General features: G+C 36.8%; 16 protein-coding genes. 4 read left to right on the forward strand and 12 right to left on the reverse strand.

The window, feature by feature from the left end; all coding sequences use genetic code 11:
* Positions 1 to 21 precede the first annotated feature (21 nt).
* On the forward strand, positions 22 to 1,749 hold the full coding sequence (locus tag IGL07_RS09305; RefSeq protein WP_010817487.1) for an ABC transporter ATP-binding protein: 1,728 nt from the start codon (positions 22 to 24) through the stop codon (positions 1,747 to 1,749).
* 52 nt (positions 1,750 to 1,801) lie between these two features.
* Positions 1,802 to 3,580 (forward strand): ABC transporter ATP-binding protein, encoded by a 1,779-nt coding sequence (locus IGL07_RS09310; RefSeq protein ID WP_002374418.1) that lies wholly within the window; start codon positions 1,802 to 1,804, stop codon positions 3,578 to 3,580.
* A gap of 53 nt (positions 3,581 to 3,633) precedes the next feature.
* Here the strand turns inward: IGL07_RS09310 and trpS are convergent, their stop codons facing one another.
* From trpS to IGL07_RS09360, 10 genes are all read right to left on the reverse strand, one after another.
* Positions 3,634 to 4,638, reverse strand: coding sequence for a tryptophan--tRNA ligase (trpS, locus tag IGL07_RS09315; protein ID WP_010817488.1), 1,005 nt, complete (start codon positions 4,636 to 4,638; stop codon positions 3,634 to 3,636).
* Between the two features lie 161 nt (positions 4,639 to 4,799).
* Positions 4,800 to 8,579 (reverse strand): Ig-like domain-containing protein, encoded by a 3,780-nt coding sequence (locus IGL07_RS09320; RefSeq protein WP_438747322.1) that lies wholly within the window; start codon positions 8,577 to 8,579, stop codon positions 4,800 to 4,802.
* A gap of 10 nt (positions 8,580 to 8,589) precedes the next feature.
* On the reverse strand, positions 8,590 to 9,558 hold the full coding sequence (locus IGL07_RS09325; protein ID WP_010817490.1) for a hypothetical protein: 969 nt from the start codon (positions 9,556 to 9,558) through the stop codon (positions 8,590 to 8,592).
* Positions 9,559 to 9,658: 100 nt separating this feature from the next.
* Positions 9,659 to 10,330: a hypothetical protein gene (locus IGL07_RS09330; RefSeq protein ID WP_002389246.1), complete on the reverse strand. Its 672-nt coding sequence runs from the start codon at positions 10,328 to 10,330 to the stop codon at positions 9,659 to 9,661.
* Positions 10,331 to 10,342: 12 nt separating this feature from the next.
* A complete protein-coding gene (locus IGL07_RS09335) occupies positions 10,343 to 11,260 on the reverse strand; it encodes a carbohydrate ABC transporter permease (RefSeq protein WP_002383582.1) in 918 nt (305 codons plus the stop codon).
* Positions 11,233 to 12,135, reverse strand: a complete 903-nt coding sequence (locus tag IGL07_RS09340; RefSeq protein WP_002356840.1) for a carbohydrate ABC transporter permease — start codon at positions 12,133 to 12,135, stop codon at positions 11,233 to 11,235. The genes IGL07_RS09335 and IGL07_RS09340 overlap by 28 nt, the downstream gene beginning before the upstream one ends.
* Positions 12,136 to 12,285: 150 nt before the next feature.
* Positions 12,286 to 13,563: an ABC transporter substrate-binding protein gene (locus tag IGL07_RS09345; protein WP_002356838.1), complete on the reverse strand. Its 1,278-nt coding sequence runs from the start codon at positions 13,561 to 13,563 to the stop codon at positions 12,286 to 12,288.
* Positions 13,564 to 13,612: 49 nt separating this feature from the next.
* The gene (locus IGL07_RS09350) at positions 13,613 to 14,755 is read right to left on the reverse strand and encodes a glycoside hydrolase family 88 protein (RefSeq protein WP_010817491.1); all 1,143 of its coding nucleotides are present in this window, start codon (positions 14,753 to 14,755) and stop codon (positions 13,613 to 13,615) included.
* Positions 14,756 to 14,770: 15 nt separating this feature from the next.
* Positions 14,771 to 16,570, reverse strand: a complete 1,800-nt coding sequence (locus IGL07_RS09355) for a DUF2264 domain-containing protein (RefSeq protein ID WP_002359866.1) — start codon at positions 16,568 to 16,570, stop codon at positions 14,771 to 14,773.
* Complete coding sequence (locus tag IGL07_RS09360) at positions 16,551 to 16,937, reverse strand: hypothetical protein (RefSeq protein WP_010712644.1); 387 nt, start codon at positions 16,935 to 16,937, stop codon at positions 16,551 to 16,553. The genes IGL07_RS09355 and IGL07_RS09360 overlap by 20 nt, the downstream gene beginning before the upstream one ends.
* A gap of 175 nt (positions 16,938 to 17,112) precedes the next feature.
* Here IGL07_RS09360 and IGL07_RS09365 point away from each other — a divergent pair, with 175 nt between their 5' ends.
* Positions 17,113 to 18,174: a LacI family DNA-binding transcriptional regulator gene (locus IGL07_RS09365; RefSeq protein ID WP_010817492.1), complete on the forward strand. Its 1,062-nt coding sequence runs from the start codon at positions 17,113 to 17,115 to the stop codon at positions 18,172 to 18,174.
* A gap of 40 nt (positions 18,175 to 18,214) precedes the next feature.
* On the opposite strand, the gene IGL07_RS09370 is transcribed toward IGL07_RS09365, so the two are convergent.
* Both IGL07_RS09370 and lepA read right to left on the reverse strand, forming a co-directional pair.
* Positions 18,215 to 19,048, reverse strand: a complete 834-nt coding sequence (locus tag IGL07_RS09370; protein ID WP_002369000.1) for a hypothetical protein — start codon at positions 19,046 to 19,048, stop codon at positions 18,215 to 18,217.
* 256 nt (positions 19,049 to 19,304) lie between these two features.
* Positions 19,305 to 21,143: a translation elongation factor 4 gene (gene lepA, locus IGL07_RS09375; protein WP_002362887.1), complete on the reverse strand. Its 1,839-nt coding sequence runs from the start codon at positions 21,141 to 21,143 to the stop codon at positions 19,305 to 19,307.
* A gap of 246 nt (positions 21,144 to 21,389) precedes the next feature.
* On the opposite strand from lepA, the gene IGL07_RS09380 reads away from it, so the two are divergent.
* Entirely contained in the window at positions 21,390 to 22,610 is a 1,221-nt protein-coding gene (locus IGL07_RS09380) for a GNAT family N-acetyltransferase (protein ID WP_438747326.1), read from the forward strand.
* The last annotated feature ends 3 nt before the right edge of the window (positions 22,611 to 22,613 follow it).

Here is a 22,613-nt window from a genome sequence, read left to right on the forward strand (position 1 = left end):
ATTGTTTAAGGAGGAAATTTCATGAAATTAATGAAAGAGTTTATTAAAGAAAATAAATGGATTGTTCTTGCGACAACTTTAACCATCTGTTTGCAAATCGCAGGAACCCTTGGCGTCCCTAAATTAGTTGGCAAGTTGATTGATGTGGGCATCGTTAGCGGTGACCAACAAGTAATTAAAACGATTGGCATACAAATGTTTCTTGTGGCATTCATTGGAACAATTGCCGCAATTATTTCTAGCTATTTGTCTGCTTTAGTAGCTGCTAAATTTGGTTTTCAAGTTAGAGGATTGTTCTTTAAAAAATTTCAACAATTCTCGATGAAAAATGTTGATAAATTTGGTTCAAATTCTTTGCTAACTAGAATGACCAACGATGTAGATAATGTTCAAACAATGATTGTGCTGTTTTGCCAATTAATCTTTCCAGCGCCTATTATTAGTTTATTTGCCTTAGTGATGACATTTTCTTATTCAGTTTCACTCGCTTGGGTAACATTGGCTTCCATCGTATTTTACTTAGTCGTTGTTTATTTTTTAATGAAAAAAGGTACCCCTTTATCTTTAAAAATTCAACCAAAAATGGATCGAATTACTACGACTTTACGAGAGTTCTTTACTGGAATTAATATGATTCGTGCGTTCAATAATCAAGACTTTGAAGAGCAGCGAACCAATCAAACATTTAAAAATTATGCTGAACGCATGAGTAAAGTGAATCGAATCTTTGCTTGGATTACTCCCGTTGCCTTTTTATTAATGGGCGTTGTGTACGCCTCTATTTTGTGGTTTGGCGGTAATTTAGTTGCAGTAGGCACCCTACAAATTGGCACCGTTACAGCTGTGATTGAATATACGCTTCTAACTTTGGCCTACTTAATGATCGCGGCTATGGTATTAGTTGTCATTCCACGGTCCGTTGCTTCCTTGAATCGCTTGCAAGAAGTTTTGTCAGAAGAAATTGAAATTAGCGATCCTCACACTGAAGCAACCATTGCTTATCATCCTGAGAAAGCCTTGATTTGCTTCGATCACGTCACGTTTCAATACACAGAAACAGCTGATCCTGTTTTAGAAAATGTTAGTTTTGTCATCCCTAAAGGAAAAACAACGGCGATTGTTGGTGCAACTGGCGCTGGTAAAAGTACTTTAGTTAAGTTACTTTTACGAATAAATGAGGTCACAGCCGGCACGATTAGCTATTCTGGCACAGATATCCGCTCATTATCTCAGCAAACGATTCGCCAAGTCATCAGTTATGTGCCACAAAAAGCCTTTCTTTTCAGTGGGACAATCTTATCAAACTTATTAATGGGAAATGCCGAAGCAACTACAGAAGAAATAAGAACGGCACTAGAAATTTCACAATCTTCTGAATTTATCGATTCCTTACCACAAGGGATTGAAAGTTTCGTAGCACAAGGCGGGTCCAACTATTCTGGTGGTCAAAAACAAAGAATGTGTATTGCACGAGCCTTAATCAAACCGGCAGACGTTTATATTTTCGATGACAGCTTTTCCGCATTAGATTACAAAACTGACGCCGCTCTACGTGCCGCTTTACATGCACAAATGGCGGACAAAACTTTACTCATTGTTGCTCAACGGTTAAGTACAATCATGAACGCTGACAATATTATCGTCCTAGATGAAGGAAGGATTGTTGGTCAAGGCACCCACGCTGATTTACTTACCACTAATAGCTATTACCAAGACTTTGCTAAATCGCAAGGTATCTTACCCAAGTAATTAAAGAAAGGATGTGACTGCTTGAAAGAAAGTTTTCTTTTCAAGCCATACAATGAAAAAAACAATGAATCTTCAAAGCTTTAAACGTTTCTGGAAAATGATTAAACCTGAGCATCCAATCTTTTATGGTCTAATGATCTGCAGTTTAATTGGAAACTTATTAATTGTTGCCATGACCTATATTATGGCAATCGGGATTGATAACCTCTTAGAAGCTATCAAGCGTGTCGGGCTCAAAGGCATGACACTTCCTTTAGTTGAAGAAGCACTCTTAGGTCCCGTCTTACTTTTAATTCTCTTTTCAATCATTAGTAGTATCACTTCTTTTATCCAGGAACGAGCAATGGCTTCTTTAAGTGAACGGGTTACTTTAAGAATTAGAAAAGAAGTGACAAAAAAGTTTAAAACTTTACCAATGGCCTTCTTTGACAATCACCAAGTGGGCGATATCATTAGTCGTTCAACAACTGGCTTAAACCAATTGTCACAAGTTCTTTTAACAGGCATCAACCAATTTTTCACTTCCGTCGTGACTATCCTATTTGCAGGAATCATGTTGTTCTATATTGATGCAAAATTAACCATTTTAGTGTTGCTGCTAATTGGCGGCAGTACTTTCATGACGACAAAAATTGCGAATAAAAACAAGGTGTTTGCTGATCAAAGTCAAGCTGAATTAGGTCAATTAAATAATAAGATGGAAGAATATTTAGCAGGAAATTTGGTCACAAAAACCTTTAATCAACAGCAAAATGCTGAAAAAACAATTGATGCTGTTAATCAACAACATTATCGCGCCTTTAAAAAAGCACAGTTTCTAAATTTTGCGATTTATCCAGCTATTCGTTTTATCAATCAGTTGGCTTTTATTATCAGTGCTATCTTAGGCGCAATGCTCGTTTTATCTGGTGGTATTACGATTGGTTTCTTGCAAGCGTATTTGCAATATATCAACCAAATTTCTGAGCCGATTTCTACTGCTTCTTATGTCATTAACTCAATTCAAGCAGCGATGGCTTCCATTGATCGGATTTTTGTTATCTTAGATGAAGCTGATGAACAGCCAGAAGCAACTCATTTAGAAACTATTTCTTCTCCTAAAGGAGCCATTGAATTTAAAAATGTTCAATTTGGCTACACACCAGAAAAAATTTTAATGAAGAATGTTGATTTTTCTGTTCAACCGAAAAAAACAGTGGCCATTGTAGGACCCACCGGCGCTGGTAAAACAACATTAGTCAACTTATTAATGCGTTTCTATGAAATAAATCAAGGTGCCATTACTTTTGATGGGATTGATATTACGAAACTTTCTCGACAAAATCTAAGAAATTTATTTGGCATGGTTTTACAAAACACTTGGCTATTTGAAGGAACCGTAGCAGATAATATTGCCTATGGAAAAAAAGATGCTTCTCGTGAAGAAATAATTGAAGCAGCTAAAATTGCTCAATGTGATCATTTTATTCGGACCCTTCCTCAAGGATATGACACAATTATTTCTAGCGAAAATGGTGCATTATCACAAGGGCAACAACAGTTATTAACCATCGCCCGAATCATTTTAGCAAATCCGCCCGTTGTTATTCTCGATGAAGCAACTTCGAGTGTGGACACACGAACAGAAGCCCATATTCAAAAAGCGATGGAAACTGTCACAGAAAATCGAACAAGCTTCGTTATCGCTCATCGATTATCCACGATTGAAAATGCTGATTTAATTTTAGTGATGAAAAATGGCGATATTATTGAAAAAGGAACGCATCAGGAACTATTACAAGCTCCGACTCTTTACGCCAGCTTATATAATAGTCAATTTCAAACCACTTAAAAAGAACTGGAACAAGTCATTCTTCTTTTGACTTGTTCCAGTTCTTTTATTGCTTAGAAGTATTGAATTCCCATTGCTTTTTTGACTTCTGTTAAGGTTTGTGCTGCCACTTTTTCAGCAGCAATACTTCCTTTATGCAACATTTCCATAATCGCTTCTGGATTTTTAGCCAGCTCTTCACGACGTCGACGAATCGGTGCGAGTTCTTCTTCTAGGACATCAATTAAGTAACGTTTAATTTTCACATCTCCTAAACCGCCATGACGATAGTGTTCTTTTAATTCTTCAATATATTCTTTCTCTTTCCCAAAGACATCCAAGTAAGTAAAGACCATATTTCCTTCAACTTGTCCTGGGTCCTCTATACGAATATGATTTGGATCGGTATACATACTCATTACTTTTTTCTGTACCACTTCAGCTGGATCTGAAAGATAAATACCATTGCCTAAAGACTTACTCATTTTTCCGTTGCCATCAATTCCTGGCAAGCGTCCCATGCCTTTTGGTGGTAACACAGCTTCCGGTCTAACTAAAACTTCACCGTACGTCTGATTAAAACTATGCACAATTTCTTGCGCTTGTTCCAACATTGGTTTTTGGTCTTCCCCAACTGGGACTAAGTTCGCTTGAAAGGCAGTAATATCAGCAGCTTGTGAAACGGGATAAATAAAGAATCCTGTCGGAACACCCTCCCCAAATTTTTTTTGCTCAATTTCTGCTTTGACCGTTGGATTCCGACGAACACGTGACGTGGTCACTAAATTTAGATAGTACATTGTTAATTCAGCTAACTGTGGAATTTGCGATTGGATAAAAATTGTTGTTTTCGTAGGGTCTAAACCAACTGCTAAATAGTCCAAAGCAACTTCTAAAACATTGGCTGAAACTTTTTCGGGATTTTTTGCATTATCTGTCAATGCTTGTAAATCTGCAATCATGACAAATAATTGATTTGTAGGGTCTGCTTGCATTTCTACTCGTTTTTTTAAAGAACCTACGTAATGTCCTAGGTGCAATTTACCAGTTGGACGATCACCTGTTAAGATAGTATTCATTGTCTACACACCTTTATCATTTACTTTCATTTATTATTTTACCTTGTTTTAAAAAGAATGAATAGTAGGCAATAGAATATTTATTGATTCTAGATAATCGAAGAGACTAGAAAGATTGCAAGGTACAGCAATTCTTGTTCCAGTCTCTTCAAACAGTTTATTTATTTTGTGACTTTAATTGAAAATTGTGCAGTCACTATCGGCAAAACTTTGCTTGTTACTTTGATTTGATAATTTCCTGCAGCAGTCGTTGCTTCTGTCCTAATCAGACCGTTTCCATCTACACTTACTGTATTGCCAGCATCTGGTGTAACCAACTCATATGTTACTTGTGAGCTCCAAGCATCCGTTTCTGTGTGCGGCGCTTGACCGATCACTTTAGATTGAATTTGATAATTTTCGCCTGATTTTATAGTAGCTGTTTCTGTAGCAAATTGAATTCTTTCAGGAATCGCATGAGTTTGCACAACTTGGAAGATTTTTCGTTCATCGGGATTCGCAATTCCTATTTTTTCTTCTACTGCAGCAGGGAACTGGTAAGTACCTGGCGGGCTACTTGGCGAATAATTACTAACATCGTCATCCCAAGAAATAACCTTCAATTTCGTTTCGCTACCATCATCTAATTTTGCAATTACTTCAGTTGGCAAATTCAGTTCGCCTCGCGAGGTGCCTGTTAGTCGATCCAGCGTAGGCAATTCCTTGAATCCAACAATATGTTTAGCGGTGACTTTTACATTGGCAATAATTGGCATTGAGACACCTGCTGCTCGTCCTACAACAGTGAATGTTCCTTCTTTTTGATAAGAAGATGCTGGAACTTCTGACCAATTGACAGTCACTTCTCGTTGTGAACCATCCGAATAAAAAATAGTTGTTTTTTCTGGTAGATTAGGGGCTTGACCCGCTTCTGTCGTGACCTCAATCGACTCATGTTTGACTTCGAAAACATTCGATAAAACAATTTTAGGACCTAAACTATCCTCTGTTAGCTGTTGACCAGTTGGCAAGGTCAATTTGCCTGCTAAAAAGTCTTGATAGGCCTTTTGTGCGCCTTCTTTTGAAAAAGCATCAAACCCAGCATTATCAGAATCATAACCAGTCAAACGACTGTCTGTAATCGCTAATAAGAAACTTAACTTGGCTGGAATTTTCTCACCACTTTGAATTAGCTTCCGTAGATAGTTACTAATATCAATAGAGATTGTATTTTGATTATTTATAATTGAACTATTTGTAAAAGATTGTCGAGCAATAAATTCTTCATTTGGTACATTTAAATTATTTGGACCATTGTTCCAAGTAATGGTGTTACTCATCCAATTAGTATTTGTTCCATAAACATCTACTTGGAACTGCGTATTTTTCAAACGTTCATCATTTGTATTTCCAGCACCATTCCACGCATCATAACGCATCACATTTAGTTCTAAATTGGCACTTTTTAGTGATTGATAGTTCTTCAATTCTTGTGTATCAATTTCAACGTAAATCCGGCGATTATACCCCGCAGAACTAGCATTTTTTAATTTTAATGCGTAATTGCCTGTATAGTTTACTCCATATGGATATTTATAGGCGTCTCCTGAACTAATGGCAGCAGTACCGCCTGCTATAGCAGAGTATGCTCGGTTACCATCACTCTTTTGAACATAGGCAGTTTGGGCTGTTTTTAGTTTAACGGTGTCTTTTCCTTCACCAAGTTCACCCTCAAAAGAGACCTTGGCTGTTACTTTGACAGCATCTATCGGTAAGCCGATAACTGTTGCTGCAACTTCAACTGTGCCTGCTGTATTAATTTTTTCTTGAGGGATTGCTTCCCATTGTAACTTAAATTCTTTTTTGCCTGTCGCAACCACTTCTTCATTAACGACTTCTTCGTACGTTAATTCAACTTGCTCTGGCAAATTAGGATACACACCTGTTGCCGAACTAATTTCTAACACTTGATTTTGATAACGAATACTTTTTTCAATTGTGGATGCTTGTTGCGCACCAATATCTAAAACTTTATTTTTCAAGCTATTTCCAAAGAAGTCTTCGGCCGCACTATTCACTTCCGACAAGCCTTTACCAATCGCTGGAGAGGTTTCTTTTAATTGGAACATTTGTGCTCGCTGACGTAAGCGTTCTTTAGAAGTAAATTCAACCACATTATCTTTTGTTGGTTTCATTGTCGTAAATTCTTGCTCTGCCAACTCTTTCACTTTTTCAGGGTTATCTGTGATTTCTAATTGTGGTTTTTCAAAAATGTTTCCACTTGATACTAATTTTGCAACAGTTGCACCACTTTTTTCTGTAGCAATTTCTTTTGGCCAAATAACATTATTTTTGAAATATTTTTCTGGATTATCGACCATTTTACGTTCAATTGGTTGTGTCCCATTTGTTGGATAATTAGATAAGAATTTTAATTGTCCGGTACCTTCTTTGTATAAAATATTATTGTAAAAATTGGCTACTGTACCACTGTTGTCAGAACTATTTCCTTCACCAAATAATGACGTTGAAATGCCGTCGCCAACATAAATCGTATTATTGTGGATAGTTGGCATTGCCGCTCCATCATTTTTTACCCAATAATGGAAAATACTTTGTTCTTTATAATTGTAGCCCCCAGCTCCGCCTGGATTGTCTTTACCTGTTCCTCGGTTACCACCGCCGTCATTAGCTGAGATATTGTACCGAATAACCGAATTTTTTTGATCAGACATAAGCAACAAAAAGCCGCCAGTATTATGATGTGAATAGTTATATTGATAAATAACATTGTTTGACTGCATGTCCACATCATAAGCTTCGGCATCGTTAAATCCATATTTGATTCCGTATACTTCGTTATATTGGAACAGTCCGTCATCTACAGACATTGCCCAAACGCCCGCGTAATTTTGTGTACCATAATCGGCGTTGCACATTCGGACAGCAACATTTCCTTCAACCACACCGCCACTTTTGGCTTCTGACAAGACAATCCCGTCGCCAGCAATATCTTCTAAATAGTTATTACGAATCGTAATATTAGAAAACGTTTTGTAGAAAGTGTTGCCTCTTGATGTATCTGAATCAGCTTTTGTTCGAATTCCTTCAAGTCCCACTCGTTGAATCACGTTATTTTCAATCAAAATATCATTAAATCCAGTCGTTGTTCGATGATCATTGGCAGCCGTTACTACATTGCCATTCTCATCAAACCAACTTCCTAAAACAATAATTCCACCTACCGCTTTTAATCGTTTGGTTGCAGTATTCCCACTTAGATTCAAATAATATTCTGTTTGAACATCATGAACATAGTTATTCCGTATCGTGACACTATTGAACGTTCGATTTTGTTCATATCCTAGGACTAATATCCCCGCTCTTTGAGCATCTCCTGGTTTCTTATAGCCTTCGAGATTATCTAGCTCTGGTGTATTTGTCACTTCTAAGTTTGAAATATCCCAATATTCTTGGTTCACTAACTGCACGGCCCCTGAGATTGCACGTTTGAAAGTCCCTGTGCTGTAGGTGCCACCACCGTTAATAATCGGACGCCGTGTTGTTTCAAAAATGGTTTCTCCTTTGTCATTCGTATCATAAAAATCAATGACAATCTTTTGTGCCGCTGTCCCATTCCCTTTTGGATGCAACAATTGGTTATTCCAGGTACTTTGCGCATTCAGCAGAAGATGGTCGCCTGGCTGAAACTCCGTCTTATTCACTTTTTCAAAATCACGCCAAGCACTGGCTGGAGACTGCCCATCGTTGGCATTATTTCCTCCTTCCCCATCCACATAGTAGGTCGTCCCATTTTGAGCGACACCTGCTGAACGAAAAAGTAACGGTTGATCACTCACTGTTTCCCCATAAGCAGGAAGACTAAATAATTGAAGCTGGGAAAAAACAAGCAAAATAGAAAGGAAGATGGTTACACTTTTAAAATACGCTTTTTTTCTCATTTTCTGCTCCTTAACTGTTTTTATTTTGATAATTTTGAAAAAACTTTTCTCTGTCTTTCTCTAACAAGTCCACTTTAGTTGCTTGTTGATACGTAGCTAATTTCTCTTTGTAGCATGTGTTGATATAGGCATTTTTGCCAAATTGTGGTGCTTCTTCAAACTGTAAAAGTTGCCCTCCTTCCTTATTAAAAATATAAAAGTATTGGTTTTCGTGGTATCCTTTCACCACGGTACCAACAGCTTTTTCACTAAGAATCTCCCCAACAGACAACGAATAAATATCCTCTTTTTGGATTTCTGCACTCTTCAATTGATACGATTCAATAACAAGATTAGGTAATTTATTTTGCCACTCCAATAACGTCTCCTCATAAGATAGATTCGGAGAGATTGCTTCGGCTATTTTTTCTAATTCTGCTTGCTTACCTGAAAAAGTTGGAATTTCAATTGCTTCAACAAAGTAATCGGTCTTTTTATATTTATCATCCAATTGCTCAAAGGCCTGCCGCAATTCTTTTTGCGTTGGCTTTTCTTTCTCCATTAATTTCTCTTTTATTTGGTCCTGTAATTGTTGATCTTTTGCATCTAAAAATTGCCAGAGCGTTAAACTGCTCTTTTGGTCTTGCCATTCTTTTTTTTCTTGCCCAAATGTTTGTGAGTGGACTATTTCTAACTCCGTCGCCAGTTGTTTAATCATTTTATGTTGTACTAAATCCTCCGTTGCAACCTTCAGTAGTTCCTGAGTGGGTGATTTTCCGTTATACGTTTTGCGCCAGAAATTTTTTCCAAACGAAGTTAAATTATTCTGATCAGAGAATTGCTTCGCTACACGATTCATATTTTTATCGCCATAAACAATTAATTCTTCGACTTGGATTGCTTCGTTATTAATCATACTTTGCTGGCTGGTAGTAAAAATAACGAGCACAAAAATAGCACCTATCAAAAAGCTACTTAAAATAATTATTTTTTTCTTCATTCGTTCACTCCCTCCACTTTAATAAACAAGGCAAGAACAAAATAAGCAACCCCACCTTCATTCATTTTCCTGAAAATCGAGATTACTTATTATGTAAAAATTATTTATTCTTTTTTTGCTTTTCATGCAATTTCCCAGTATTTAAATAAATAATCCCTAGGAAAAGGACAGGGGTTACAACAAACCCAAACTGTGGCTTCAAAAACATCATTGCAAACATTGAGAATAGTAAAAAAACATTTAGACAGCTGACATACCATTTCCGCAGTCCATAGTAAACAGAAATCCGAAACACATCTTTAAAAGAAGCCTGCGGGTTTCGTACTTGAAAATACCAAGCATTCAGCATAATAGCTAACCCAAAAATTAGCAGAAGGACCATCAATGGAATAAACCATTTACCAATCGTTGTTTTGGCAAAAAAGAATATATCTGTCACACTGATGATGCTACTTCCTAAGCCTAGCAAGCTGATAAGAAAGCCTCTTAACCCAAACTGACGAAACTTTTGGAAAAAAGTTTTAAATGGATCCAGCTCCTTTTCTTCTTTAAAAGTATCGATTAAGCCTAAAAGTGCAATCATCCCTGCCCCCATCGGCAGCAACGTTACTACAAAAAGTGGGAGGTTTCGTGGATCAATGTCTAAGCTAATCACCGCTATGAAAAAAGGAATGTTCACTAAGAGAAGCCCTAGATTACCGATAAATAAAATGTAAAGCCAGCGAAAAATTTTCATATAGATATTATTATCAAAGGTTTGCTTAGTAAACATTCAAACTTCCTCCTAATTCTTCATTCCAGATGTAGCAATACCTTCAACAAAGTATTTTTGCATTGCTAAAAAGACAATCCCTACTGGTAAAATAGAAACCACTGATGCGGCCATGATTAAGGCATATTCAGCATCAAATAAACCGACGAACATTTTCAAACCTAACTGAATCGTTTTATTCTCAGTAGAAGATAAATAAATGAAAGGACCCATATAGTCATTCCATGTATTCACAAAAGTAATAATCGTGAGACTGGCTAAAGCTGGTTTGGTTAATGGTAAAATAATTTTCCAATAAATTCCCCACTCACTTAACCCATCAATCCGCGCGCTTTCACATAGTGAATCTGGAATACTGCTGTAATATTGTTTCAGTAAAAAGACCCCAAATGCATTAAATGCTTGTAATAAAACAAGTGACCATAATGTATCAGTCAAACCTAGTTGACGCATCATAATAAATTGTGGAATCATATACGATTGCCAAGGAATAGCAATTGTTGCGATGTACGTAATAAAAAGTGTATCTCTTCCTCTAAAATTCATTTTTGAAAAGCCATATGCTGCAAAACTTGAAGTAAATAGTTGAATAATTGTAATCACAATACTTAAAAATAACGTATTTTTAAAGAAAGTTAACAATGGAATGCGTTCCCAAATAACGGAATAGTTTTCTGGATGCCAACTTTTAGGAATCCATTGAATTGGAATGGTGAAAACTTCATTGTTTGTTTTAAATGATGCTGAAACCATCCAAATAAAAGGCACCAAAGTAATTAACGCAAGTAAAGTTAAGAGAATGATTACAAGGATCCCACCAGGTGTGACTTTTTCTGCTTTTTTCGTTTTTGCTTTTCGAGTATTTTCTTTTTTTGAAAAAGTTGCTTCCATCTTTTCTCCTCCTAAACTTTCTCTTGATGTTGATTCCATTTAAATTGAGCCACAGTAATCGCTAGAACGATGATGAATAAGACCATCGCAATGGCTGATGCATAACCAAAATTAAATTTGACAAAGGCTTCATTGTAAATTTCATAAACTAACACATTCGTTGCACGTCCTGGTCCACCACCAGTCATAACTTGAACTAAGTCAAAAACTTTGAAACAGTTAATTACAAGCATGATAGTCACGAAAAAGGTCGTTGGTCGTAATGAAGGTAAGGTAACATTTAAAAATTGATTCCATTTACCCGCGCCATCCATTGACGCTGCTTCATATAATTCTCTTGGCACACTTTGTAAACCAGCTAAATACAAAATCATATAATACCCCATAAAGCGCCACACACTAACGATGATAATTGCTGGTAAAGCCCAAGTAGAACTAGATGTCCAGCCAGGAGGATTTTCAATAAATAATTTCAAAAATTGATTAATTGGTCCCATCGTTGGATGAAATAGCATATTCCAAACGACCGCAATCGCAACTAATGACGTTACATAAGGAAAGAAAAAAGCCGTTCTAAAAAATTTCATCCCTCTAATTTTACGATTCAACAAAATTGCTAGTCCTAATGAGCAAATCAATGTTAACGGAACAACACCAATCGTATAGATAAACGTTTGTTTTAACGAAATCCAAAACGTATCATCATGAATCATTTTGGTGAAATTTTTCATTCCGACAAATTCAGGAGTTGAAAAAGAATCCCAACTCATAAAAGCTAAAATCAGTGAACAGATAACCGGGATTAAAGTGAAGAGGAAAAAGCCAATAAAGTTTGGTGCGATAAAAGATAACGCAGTCCACGTATTTTTTCGTCTCAATTTATTTGCTGTTTTTGTTTTTGAAGTAATTTCCATAATTGTATTCTGTTAAGTGAACTTAACAGGCCCTCCTTCCAAACTCAAGCTACATTCTTTATTTAAAAAAATAAGCTGAAATTCATTGTAGGTTACTCATTTCAGCTTATTTTTTTCATCAATCTTTTGTGTTTTTGCAGGAAATAATAGTTAGTCTATCTCTGCTTTGACACGTTTTTCCATGTTAGCAATACCATCTTTTGGTTTTTCGTCGCCGACCATAATTAAATCATGTTCTTCTTGTAATACTTTATCAATTGCGGCACCGTTTTTATCAGATGGGAATTCTAAATTAATTGTATCTGGGTTAAAGGCTTTTTGTGAGACTTCATCTGAAGGCATTCCTTTTCTTGCAAAGTAGATTTTGTCAATTTCATCTGTTTTATAAGAAGGAACCACTCCTACTTCTGCTAAAAGTTTTGCACCTTCTTTACCTGAAGCAAAGTCTAAGAATTTTTGAGCAGCTTTTTGTTTTTTACTGTTTTTATTAATTGCAAAACTTGTCGGTGAGCCAAAGGTAGTTGCTTTGCCTTTTTCTTGTTGTGGTATTTCGGCAATCCCCCATTCGACATTTGTTTTGCCATCATCAATGTTGGTTAATAAAGTCCCCATGTACCAGCTACCCATGTACATCATCGCCGCTTTTGAATTTTCAAATTGTGATTGATACGTTACTTTTGTTGATTTTGCTGTTCCAAAATCCATTTGTGATTGATCTTTTTGCATTCTCAATGCGCGATCATAATAAGTTTCCATATAATTGTATTTTGGTTCAATCAAATTGGCATTGTTTTGAGCAGCAGCAATCGCTTGAACGGTTGAGCGCCAAGTATGTTGATAGGCACCATATACTTGTTCTTCTGGTTTAGATAATTTTTTCGCTAATGCTTCATATTCGTCCCAAGTCAAGTTATCGGGATAGGCAATTCCGGCTTCATCAAACATTTTTTTATTGTAATACAATACCCAGAAATCTGTACGGTAAGGCTGAGCATAGGTTTTACCATCGATTTCATACATCTCGTAACTTGCTTTGGCAGGTGCGATATCTAAATCTTTAACGTGATCGGTTAAATCCACCAATTGATTGCGTAGCGCGTAATTAGAATATGAAAGTAAGTTTTTCATGGTTAAAATATCCGTCGTATCTCCTGATGAAAGCATCGTTGTTACTTTTGTGTCATAATCATCTGAAGCAATGTCCACCGGTTCAATAGTGATATCAGGATTTTCCGCTTCAAAAGCTCTGAATAATTTCTCAAATTCTGGGGTCGTGTCATAATTCCAAGTAGTTACTGTTAATTTTGTTTTGCCATCTTCACTCTTTTCAGTTGCTTTCTTTTCACTTGAACCACCACATGCTGTTAAAGTTACTGCCGCCACCGCTAACAACGCTGCCGCTGTTAAGCCTTTTTTCCAAAATTTCATTTGTACTACCTCCGCTATTTATTATTTTTTAGGAGTTTTCCTCCATGAATTACCAAAAAGAATACCAGCTTTTCGCCAAACGAGTTAACGCTTCCAAATAAAAGTAGTCGCCCCAAATCATGCATTCATCGACTCCTGTATTTGTTTTTTTATCATAGACACCATGAAGCAATAGGCCGTTCGACTCTGGTCGTAAAACCGTTGTATACTTTTCCGCTAATGCTTGTAATAGTTCTAGCGCAACCTTTTCATAATAGCCATGTTTTTCATCATTTAATGGAAGCTGACGAGATAATTCTAGTAAGCCACATGCAGCAATTGCAGCAGATGAGCTATCACGTTCTTCTCCACTCCCTTCATTGAAAATTAAATCCCAGTAACAGATTTTGTCCTCTGGTAATTCTTGAATAAAGTAATCAGCAACATTTTTCGCTGTTTCCAGAAAACTACTATCTCCTGTATATAAATAACTTAACGTAAAGCCGTAAATTCCCCAGGCTTGGCCGCGAGCCCAACAAGAATCATCTGAATATCCTTGCTGTGTCTTTCCGTACAAGGCTTCGCCTGTTTCCGTATCAAAATAATACGTATGGAACGTGGTGTGATTTTCTCGCACAATATATTTTTGTGTTTGTTTCGCATGATTGTAGGCAGCTTCATAATACTCTTGCTTGCCAGTCATTTTTGCTGCAAAGTATAATAATGGTAAGTTCATTAAACAATCAATAATCATTCTGCCTCGTTGCTCTGGATCGTCTAAATTCCCCCAAGCTTGAATAATCTTGGCTTTTGGTGAATAACGTTTCATTAATAAATCCGCAGCTTGCAAGGCCATTTCTTTTGAGGACTCATGACCATTGACTTGATAATCGGCAATGGCTGTTAAAATATACAAAAAGCCTATATCATGTGTCTCCAGCTCAATTTGTTCATCTAAGCGATGTTGAAAAGAAGCCATCTGTGTGGCAATCACCTCATCGAACTCTGTTGAATTTGTTAATTCCTTTGCTAAAAATAACATTCCTGGCCAAAAGCTGGCCGTCCAGTCAATATTTTCTTCAGGATAATAAATTTGATTTAAACTTGCCGCGGGTGGAACTAATTCTTTAAATGTCTCTAAATTTCCTCGAACTTTGTTTAAAGCAAAACTGATTTGCTTCGGCAACCACTCAATCTGTCCATTTTCTGTCATTGTGTATTTCTCCCCCTAATTCCCCAAAATTACAACTTTTTCTTCAACTAAAAGCTGATTTTCTTTTAACCTAACTTTAACTGGCTCAATTTGTTCATTCGGTAGTACGCCTGTCACCAATGAAATTAAAAGATGTTTCCCTTTCGACAAGTTTGCTTTCAAATATGGCAACTCCGTTAACGGATAAAGTAAATTTGTATTCGGTTCTGTCCGAATAATCGCAGCTTCAGAAAAACCGTTGATATTTTCTACTTTTGACACACCTTTTGCATTTTTTACCTCAGCCATTTGATCAGAAACGCAAGTGACCTTTTCATCGAAGAGCGGGATTGAGAAGCCACCTTCATAAGCCACTAATGCACGTTGTGTCTCAATTTCGTGGATCCGTAAATGTTGGCCTTCTAATGGTACAATTGTCGTTTTGATTGCTACATCGGACCAAGGATGCCATTGATGAATGATACGATCATCAAGAATTTCGTACTGATCATCTAATCCTTTCGTGCGGAAATAATGGTCGTCTTCAGCTAAAGCCAAGCAATTATCATAAGCACCTTCGTAATACCAATAATCACTCTTTATAGTACTGAAACCAAAATGGGAAGAATAAACAAATTTACTATATTTATCATGCGCATGAGCTTGATAATTAATAAATTGTCCCGCTGGAAACATTAAACCATGTGTCCCTGCATCATTTACTTGATAGTAGTTCCGACTTTCTGGTGAAGGTAAGTGTTTTTCTGGAAAACTAATAGGCTGTGTTTCTGCTTGCCAATAAGGATGATCTTTTGGAACCGCTAACAAAATGAATGTTTTAAAGGCCCAATAAGGTGAACCAGGACCATTATAGCCTTCGGCAAAGACCATATTTTGATAATCATAACCTACCGACAATAATCCATCTGTTGTAAAAATATCTTTGTTCATCCATTGATGAAGATGTCGGCTGATTAGACCTTTGATCTCACCCCACGGCAATGCTTCAACATCTGCAAAAACTAAGGCACTAAAAAATGACACTTGAGCAAAACGATATGTTAAGCTACGTCCGAAGGGAATCGCTTCTCCTGGCTGAGTAAACCAATATTTAAACTCTTGCGCGAACAAAGTTGCTCGTTCCTTCATAATAGCCACTCTTGCGGTATCTTCCGGGGCAAAACGACAATACAATAAACTATAATAATGAATAGCGAAAGAAACATAATAATCAACTTGTGTCTCGACTCCGTCATAATACCAACCATTACCGACATAAAAACGATCAATTACAGCCAAATCAACAGCGATCTGTTCTTTTGAATACGGCATTTCACAATGTTTCATCGCTAAATTCAGCAACACTCTAAAGAAATGCCAATTATTTGGCGGAATAATATTTTCATTGGCTTGTATCAGCCAACTGTGTAAATTGTTTTGCTGTTCTTTTGTTAATTGGTCCCACGTTTTTTCTTTGTTTAACAAAAGAAATGTACTTAATGCTGCCATCTCAACAATCAATTGATCATAATCTTTTGTTTTTCCCCAATAAGATGAACTCTCAGGATCGGTGCCTTCGATAATTCCCGTTAGAAAGTCATTCAAATACTCACTTTCATTTTGCGTTACATAAGGACCTAGTCCCCATAATGGTCGTAAAAATGCCTCCGCATCACGTGTTCCTTTAGAATAAACTGTCCCGTGTGTCCCTAAATCCAGATGACCTTGATACTCTCGATCAAAAAACAATTCCAGTGGCGCTAATAAATCTTCAAATCCTTCTGCAACTTCTTCGTATGTTTCAAAAGGATTCTGTCTAATTCGTGGCTGAATCATGATTCTCCTCACTTTCAATTAATGTCCCTTTCAAAAAGCCGTAATATTCTCCGTAAACTGTCACTTCGTCACCAATTTTCAATTTTTTCTTTTGCTCATTAAAAACTTGATATTTACTAGAACCACTTTTCAAAATAAAACGATCACCTTTTTTTATTAAACTGGAACGACTGTCACTCTCAACAATCTCCCCTTTCAAAGAAATATATTCATTTAAACGAACGTCACCATTTTGTAATTCTGTTTCTGAATAAGACTGTGCCGTTTCCTTTAGATTTTGAAGAGACTCTTCATCAAATTCTTTTTCACCAGATTTACAACCTGTTAAAGTAAGTAAAATTAGTAAAAAAAGTGAAAATCTTTTCACTAAACCACCTTCTCCATCGAATTAAAGCGCTTTCTTTGACTTTATAGTATATTTTTTTAGTCAAAAAATCAATAGTTTTTGCTAAAAAAAAGTAAAAAAAGCTTTTTCTTGCTTTTTTTTACTAAAAAGAAATATACTATATGCTATAATAGTACTTGAGAAGGAGGCATTTAGAATGGCAACTATCACAGATATCGCAAAAGTCGCGAATGTTTCAATTTCAACTGTATCGCGAGTTCTGAACTATGATCCAAACTTATCCGTTACAGAGGAAACCAAGCGAAAAATTTTTGAAGCAGCAGAAACCCTGAATTATACGAAATATAAAACTAAAAATAAAAACAAACAGCAGGAGCAACTGACACCTAACCTTTCCGTACAAACAGCTCCGCAAGAGCCTTCGATTGCCGTCGTTCAGTGGCGTTCAGATGACGAAGAACTAACGGATATTTACTATATGTCGATTCGTTTAGGCGCTGAAAAACGGGCCGAAGAGTTAGGTTACAATATTCTAAAAGTTTCTCAATTAGAACAACATAACCTTCAAGGGATTGATGGTATTTTGGCAATTGGCAAATTCACTCAAAAGACGTTACAAGAGTTGCAGCAACTGCATCCCAATCTTTGTGTAATTGGCAGTAATTTCCCATTGGAAGAATTTGATTCTGTAAATACTGATTTTTATCAAGCAACCGAGATTGCCTTAACCCATCTTTTGGAATTGGGCCACGAAAAAATTGCCTTTATTGGTGCCGAAGAAAGCGAAAATATGTATGGTTTCCGTCGCTATAAAACACCGACAACCAACGCTTATCTTGACATTATGCAGCATTATCACTTGTTTAACGAAGATTATTTTATCTTAAAAGAAAATGGCATGTTGGATGTCAAAACGGGGGAACAATTGACAGAAGAAGCGTTAGAAAAATGGGGAAATGATTTACCTACTGCGATTCTTGCTTATAATGACGCCTTTGCAATCGGTGTGATACATACGTTAGCCGCACACGGTATAAAGGTTCCTGAAAAAATTAGTGTCATGGGGATCAATGATATCTCTATTTCTCAATATGTCTCACCGCCGCTATCCTCTGTCCATGCCTTTACTGAAGAAATGGGCGAGACAGGCATTAATTTATTGCACAAACGAATTCAAATGCCTAGCATTCCTCGTAGAGTCCTGTTAAACACAGAATTGGTTGTCCGCCAATCGACAACTAGCCCACGCCAGAAATAAAAAATAAGGACCGCTCCTATAAAGGAACCGTCCTTATTTTTTATTTGTTTTGACCAAATAATTCAATTTGTGTTAATGCTGGAAATGGTGATGGTTCATCTGCTTGAATTAACTCTGTTAGTATCACCCACTCCGCTGCCCGTTTCGCAAAGGTAAAGCTCTGGCGTTGCTCAGTCTTAACAGTTTTAAAAACTTCATGTGTACCGTCGGAAAATTTTAAAGTCACTTGTTGCCAATAATTATCATGAGGAAAGTCCGCTCGTAATGTTAAGATCACTTTATCCAACAAGACTTCACGCCCAAATTCAATTTTTAATGCGGCATCTAACTGCTGATTAATCCCCCATGATTGATAAGGATACGGCCCATGATAAAGATTAGCGAAGGTACCATCAATCGCATTACAAGCAAAAAAAGTGGCATCATTTCGCGTTTCTACGTTGGCAGATGCATGAGGATACGCACCAGTAAAATGTTGTAAATCATGTGGATTTAACGCCCAATTACGATAACTCTTAATTTCTTCTTTAGTGGCAATACGCACACTTATATAAGGTTTCTTGGTTTCAAAACGATACGCTGCTCGCGCTTCGATAGCGTTTTCATTTTTTATGATTGGAAACGTCCATTTTTGTTCTGGAACATAAATTAAACTGCTATCAAGCGTAGCATCTAACTTCACCATTAAATAAGTATTGGGCGTATCTAAACAAACTTGAATCACATCGCCGTCTTGTAATTGACAATCCCGAGCAGCTAAACAAACAAAATCTTTTCCTGTAATAGTTAACTCTTTCAAAGAATCTGAATCATCTATCTTAGCTTTTCTAACTTCTTGTTCTTGATTTAAAATCGATAATGAAATACACGTCATATGCTTCCCTCCTAATTTTACCTTTATTATATATTATTTTAGTAAATTAATCTATTTTTTACTAAAATAATAGATGGTTACAGAATAAATGTTTAGATTAAAAAAATAAAAAGGGGCTTCTTAAAAGGCTTCTTTTGTTCAACTAACTATCTTAAGATTTAGGAAGTGAGACATAAGTTGAGCCGACCCCCAAAAGTTAGATTCCTAGGTCTAACTTTTTGGGGGTCGGCTCACTTTCAATTAAAAAAGAATAAATTTATGATTTTTTCTGATCATCTTCATCCATCTTCAGAACCGCCATAAAGGCTTCTTGAGGAACTTCCACGGATCCAATTTGTTTCATCCGTTTCTTCCCTTCTTTTTGTTTCTCTAACAATTTACGTTTACGAGAAACATCGCCACCATAGCATTTAGCCAGTACGTTTTTGCGTAAGGCTTTAATATCTGAACGAGCCACAATTTTTTGACCAATCGCCGCTTGAACTGGGACTTCAAACTGTTGACGTGGAATTAGTTTTTTCAGTTTCTCAACAATCGCTTTACCACGCTCAAATGCGAAATCTCGGTGAACAATAAAGCTTAAAGCATCCACTTTTTCAGCATTTAATAGAATATCCATTTTTACTAGACGGCTGGTACGATAGCCAGCCATTTCGTAATCTAAGGATGCATAGCCTTTTGTACTTGATTTCAATTTATCGAAAAAGTCAAACACGATTTCAGATAACGGAATTTCATAAACTACGTTTACACGATAATCGTCTAAGTAATCCATTGTAATGAATTCGCCACGTTTACGTTGTGATAATTCCATTACTGCTCCTACATAATCGTTTGGCACCATGATTTGCGCTTTAACATAAGGTTCTTCCACAGATTCAATCGTTACTGGTTCTGGAAATTCAGCTGGGTTGTCAACAACAACGGTTGTTCCGTCAGTTTTATTAACGTGATAGATTACGGACGGTGCTGTTGTAATTAACTCTAAATTAAATTCTCGTTCCAAACGTTCCTGAACAACATCCATGTGCAGCAAACCTAAGAAACCACAACGGAAACCAAACCCTAAAGCTTGCGATGTTTCTGGTTCAAATTGTAACGCCGCATCATTTAATTGTAATTTTTCTAATGCTTCCCGTAAATCATTGTAGCGCGACGTATCAATTGGATATAAGCCACAATAAACCATTGGATTCATTTTGCGGTAGCCTGGTAGTGCTTCTGCTGCTGGATTGTCAGCCAAAGTCACTGTATCCCCAACCCGTGTATCTTGAACCGTTTTAATGCTAGCGGTGATATAGCCCACATCACCAACCATTAAATAATCACGAGCAATTGGTTTCGGTGAAAAAACGCCGACTTCTGTTACATCAAACGTTTTACCGTTACTCATCATTTGGATTTTATCTCCAGGACGAACGACACCGTCAATTACACGAATGTTTAAAACAACTCCTCGATAGCTATCGTAAATAGAGTCAAAAATCAAAGCCTTTAAAGGAGCCTCAATATCGCCTGATGGAGCTGGTACATACTCCACCACTTGTTCTAAAATATCTTCAATCCCAATCCCTGCTTTTGCACTTGCTAAAACAGCTTCCGATGCATCAATCCCAATTACGTCTTCAATCTCTGTCCGAACACGCTCTGGATCAGCAGCGGGTAAATCAATTTTATTAATAACAGGTAAAATTTCTAAGTCATTATCCAATGCCAAATAGACATTTGCTAGCGTTTGCGCTTCAATTCCTTGCGCCGCATCAACAACTAAAACAGCCCCTTCACAAGCTGCCAAACTACGAGAAACTTCGTAGGTGAAATCGACGTGCCCTGGTGTGTCAATCAAATGGAAAGTATAGGTTTCACCATCTTTGGCTGTATAGTTTAATTCAATTGCGTTCAATTTGATGGTAATGCCGCGTTCTCTCTCTAAATCCATTGAATCAAGTAATTGATCTTGCATTTCTCGACTGCTGACTGTATTTGTTTTTTCCAAAATCCGGTCGGCTAAAGTTGACTTCCCATGGTCAATGTGGGCAATGATCGAGAAATTACGAATTTTCTCTTGTCTTGCTTTCATTTCTTTATTGTTCATTTTTTGCCTCATTTCTTTTAAGAAAAGCTAGCTCCCTGCTAGCTTCATCAATCAATTGTTATATTTTAGTTGCCTTTTTTATCAAATTATCATGTTTAAAGGTCTAGGATAATCAGCACTTTTCATTATACCAATTTTTGAAGAAGATTTAAAGCACTTCCCTTTTATTCTTTTGGTTTCCAAAGGCTAACAGAGTTTCGAAAAATTTGGTATACTAAAAACAGTAAATTTATTGGAGATGGAAAAATGGATGAACAAGAATTTCGAAAGCAACTGACCTTAAAGCCTGTTGAGGAAGAACACATTGATCAATTTAATGAACTTCTTTCCTATGTTTTTCAAGTGACTGAAGCAGATATTGAAAAAAGTGGTTTTGAAAACAAACGCGCATTTATCAAATCAAAACAACCGATTTTAGAACTTTCAAAAGTATTTGGCTGGTTTCACGAAAATCAATTAATTTCACAAATTGCTATCTATCCATGCGAAGTCAATATCCATGGTGCTTTGTATAAAATGGGCGGCGTTACTGGTGTCGGTACCTATCCTGAATATGCCAACCACGGTTTAATGAAAGACTTGATTCAAACGGCATTAGAAGAAATGCGCCAAGATAAACAGTGGATTTCTTATCTTTTCCCTTACAACATTCCTTATTACCGACGTAAAGGTTGGGAAATCATGTCTGACAAGTTATCTTTTAAAATTCGGGATACGCAATTACCAAAAACCGTTCCTGTTCCAGGAATGATTGAACGGTTAGCTGTCGATCACCCAGATGTCTTTGATGTCTATGCGCGATTCGCTCGTCAAAATCACGGCGCACTCATTCGTAGTGCCTTCAACTGGGAAGAATATTGGCGTTTCGAAAACGAGGAAGAACGAACTGCTGCTGTCTATTATGGTGCCAATCAAGAACCTTTAGGAGTACTTTTTTATTGGGTGGCCGATGAGGTATTTCATATTAAGGAAATGTTTTACTTGAACCAAGAAGCCCGAAATGGCTTGTGGAATTTTATTACTGCGCATTTTTCGATGGTTTATTGGGTCAAGGGCGATATCTATAAAAACGAACCATTAGCCTTTCTTTTAGAAGATAGCCAAATTAAAGAAAGCATTGAGCCCTATTATATGGCTCGAATTGTCGATGTCAAAGCCTTTTTAGAAAATTTTCCTTTTGAAAGTACGGCTAAGCCCTTCCATTTTGTTGTTAAAGATCCTGTCGCTGAGTGGAATAATGGTATTTTTGGCTTAATTTGGGATGAAAATGATCAAGTAACCATTACGGATGAACCTTTAGGCACCGCCGTTCACTTAGATATTCAAACACTAACTTGTTTAGTCATGAATTACCGACGCCCTTCGTACTTACATCGAATTGAGCGCATTGATACAGATAAAGAAACTTTAAATTCTTTGGAACGGATTTTTCCTGACCAAGAAGCTTATTTCAGTGATTATTTCTAAACC

Source organism: Enterococcus sp. DIV1368f, assembly GCF_051712245.1.
GTDB classification, from domain to species: Bacteria; Bacillota; Bacilli; order Lactobacillales; family Enterococcaceae; genus Enterococcus; species Enterococcus faecalis.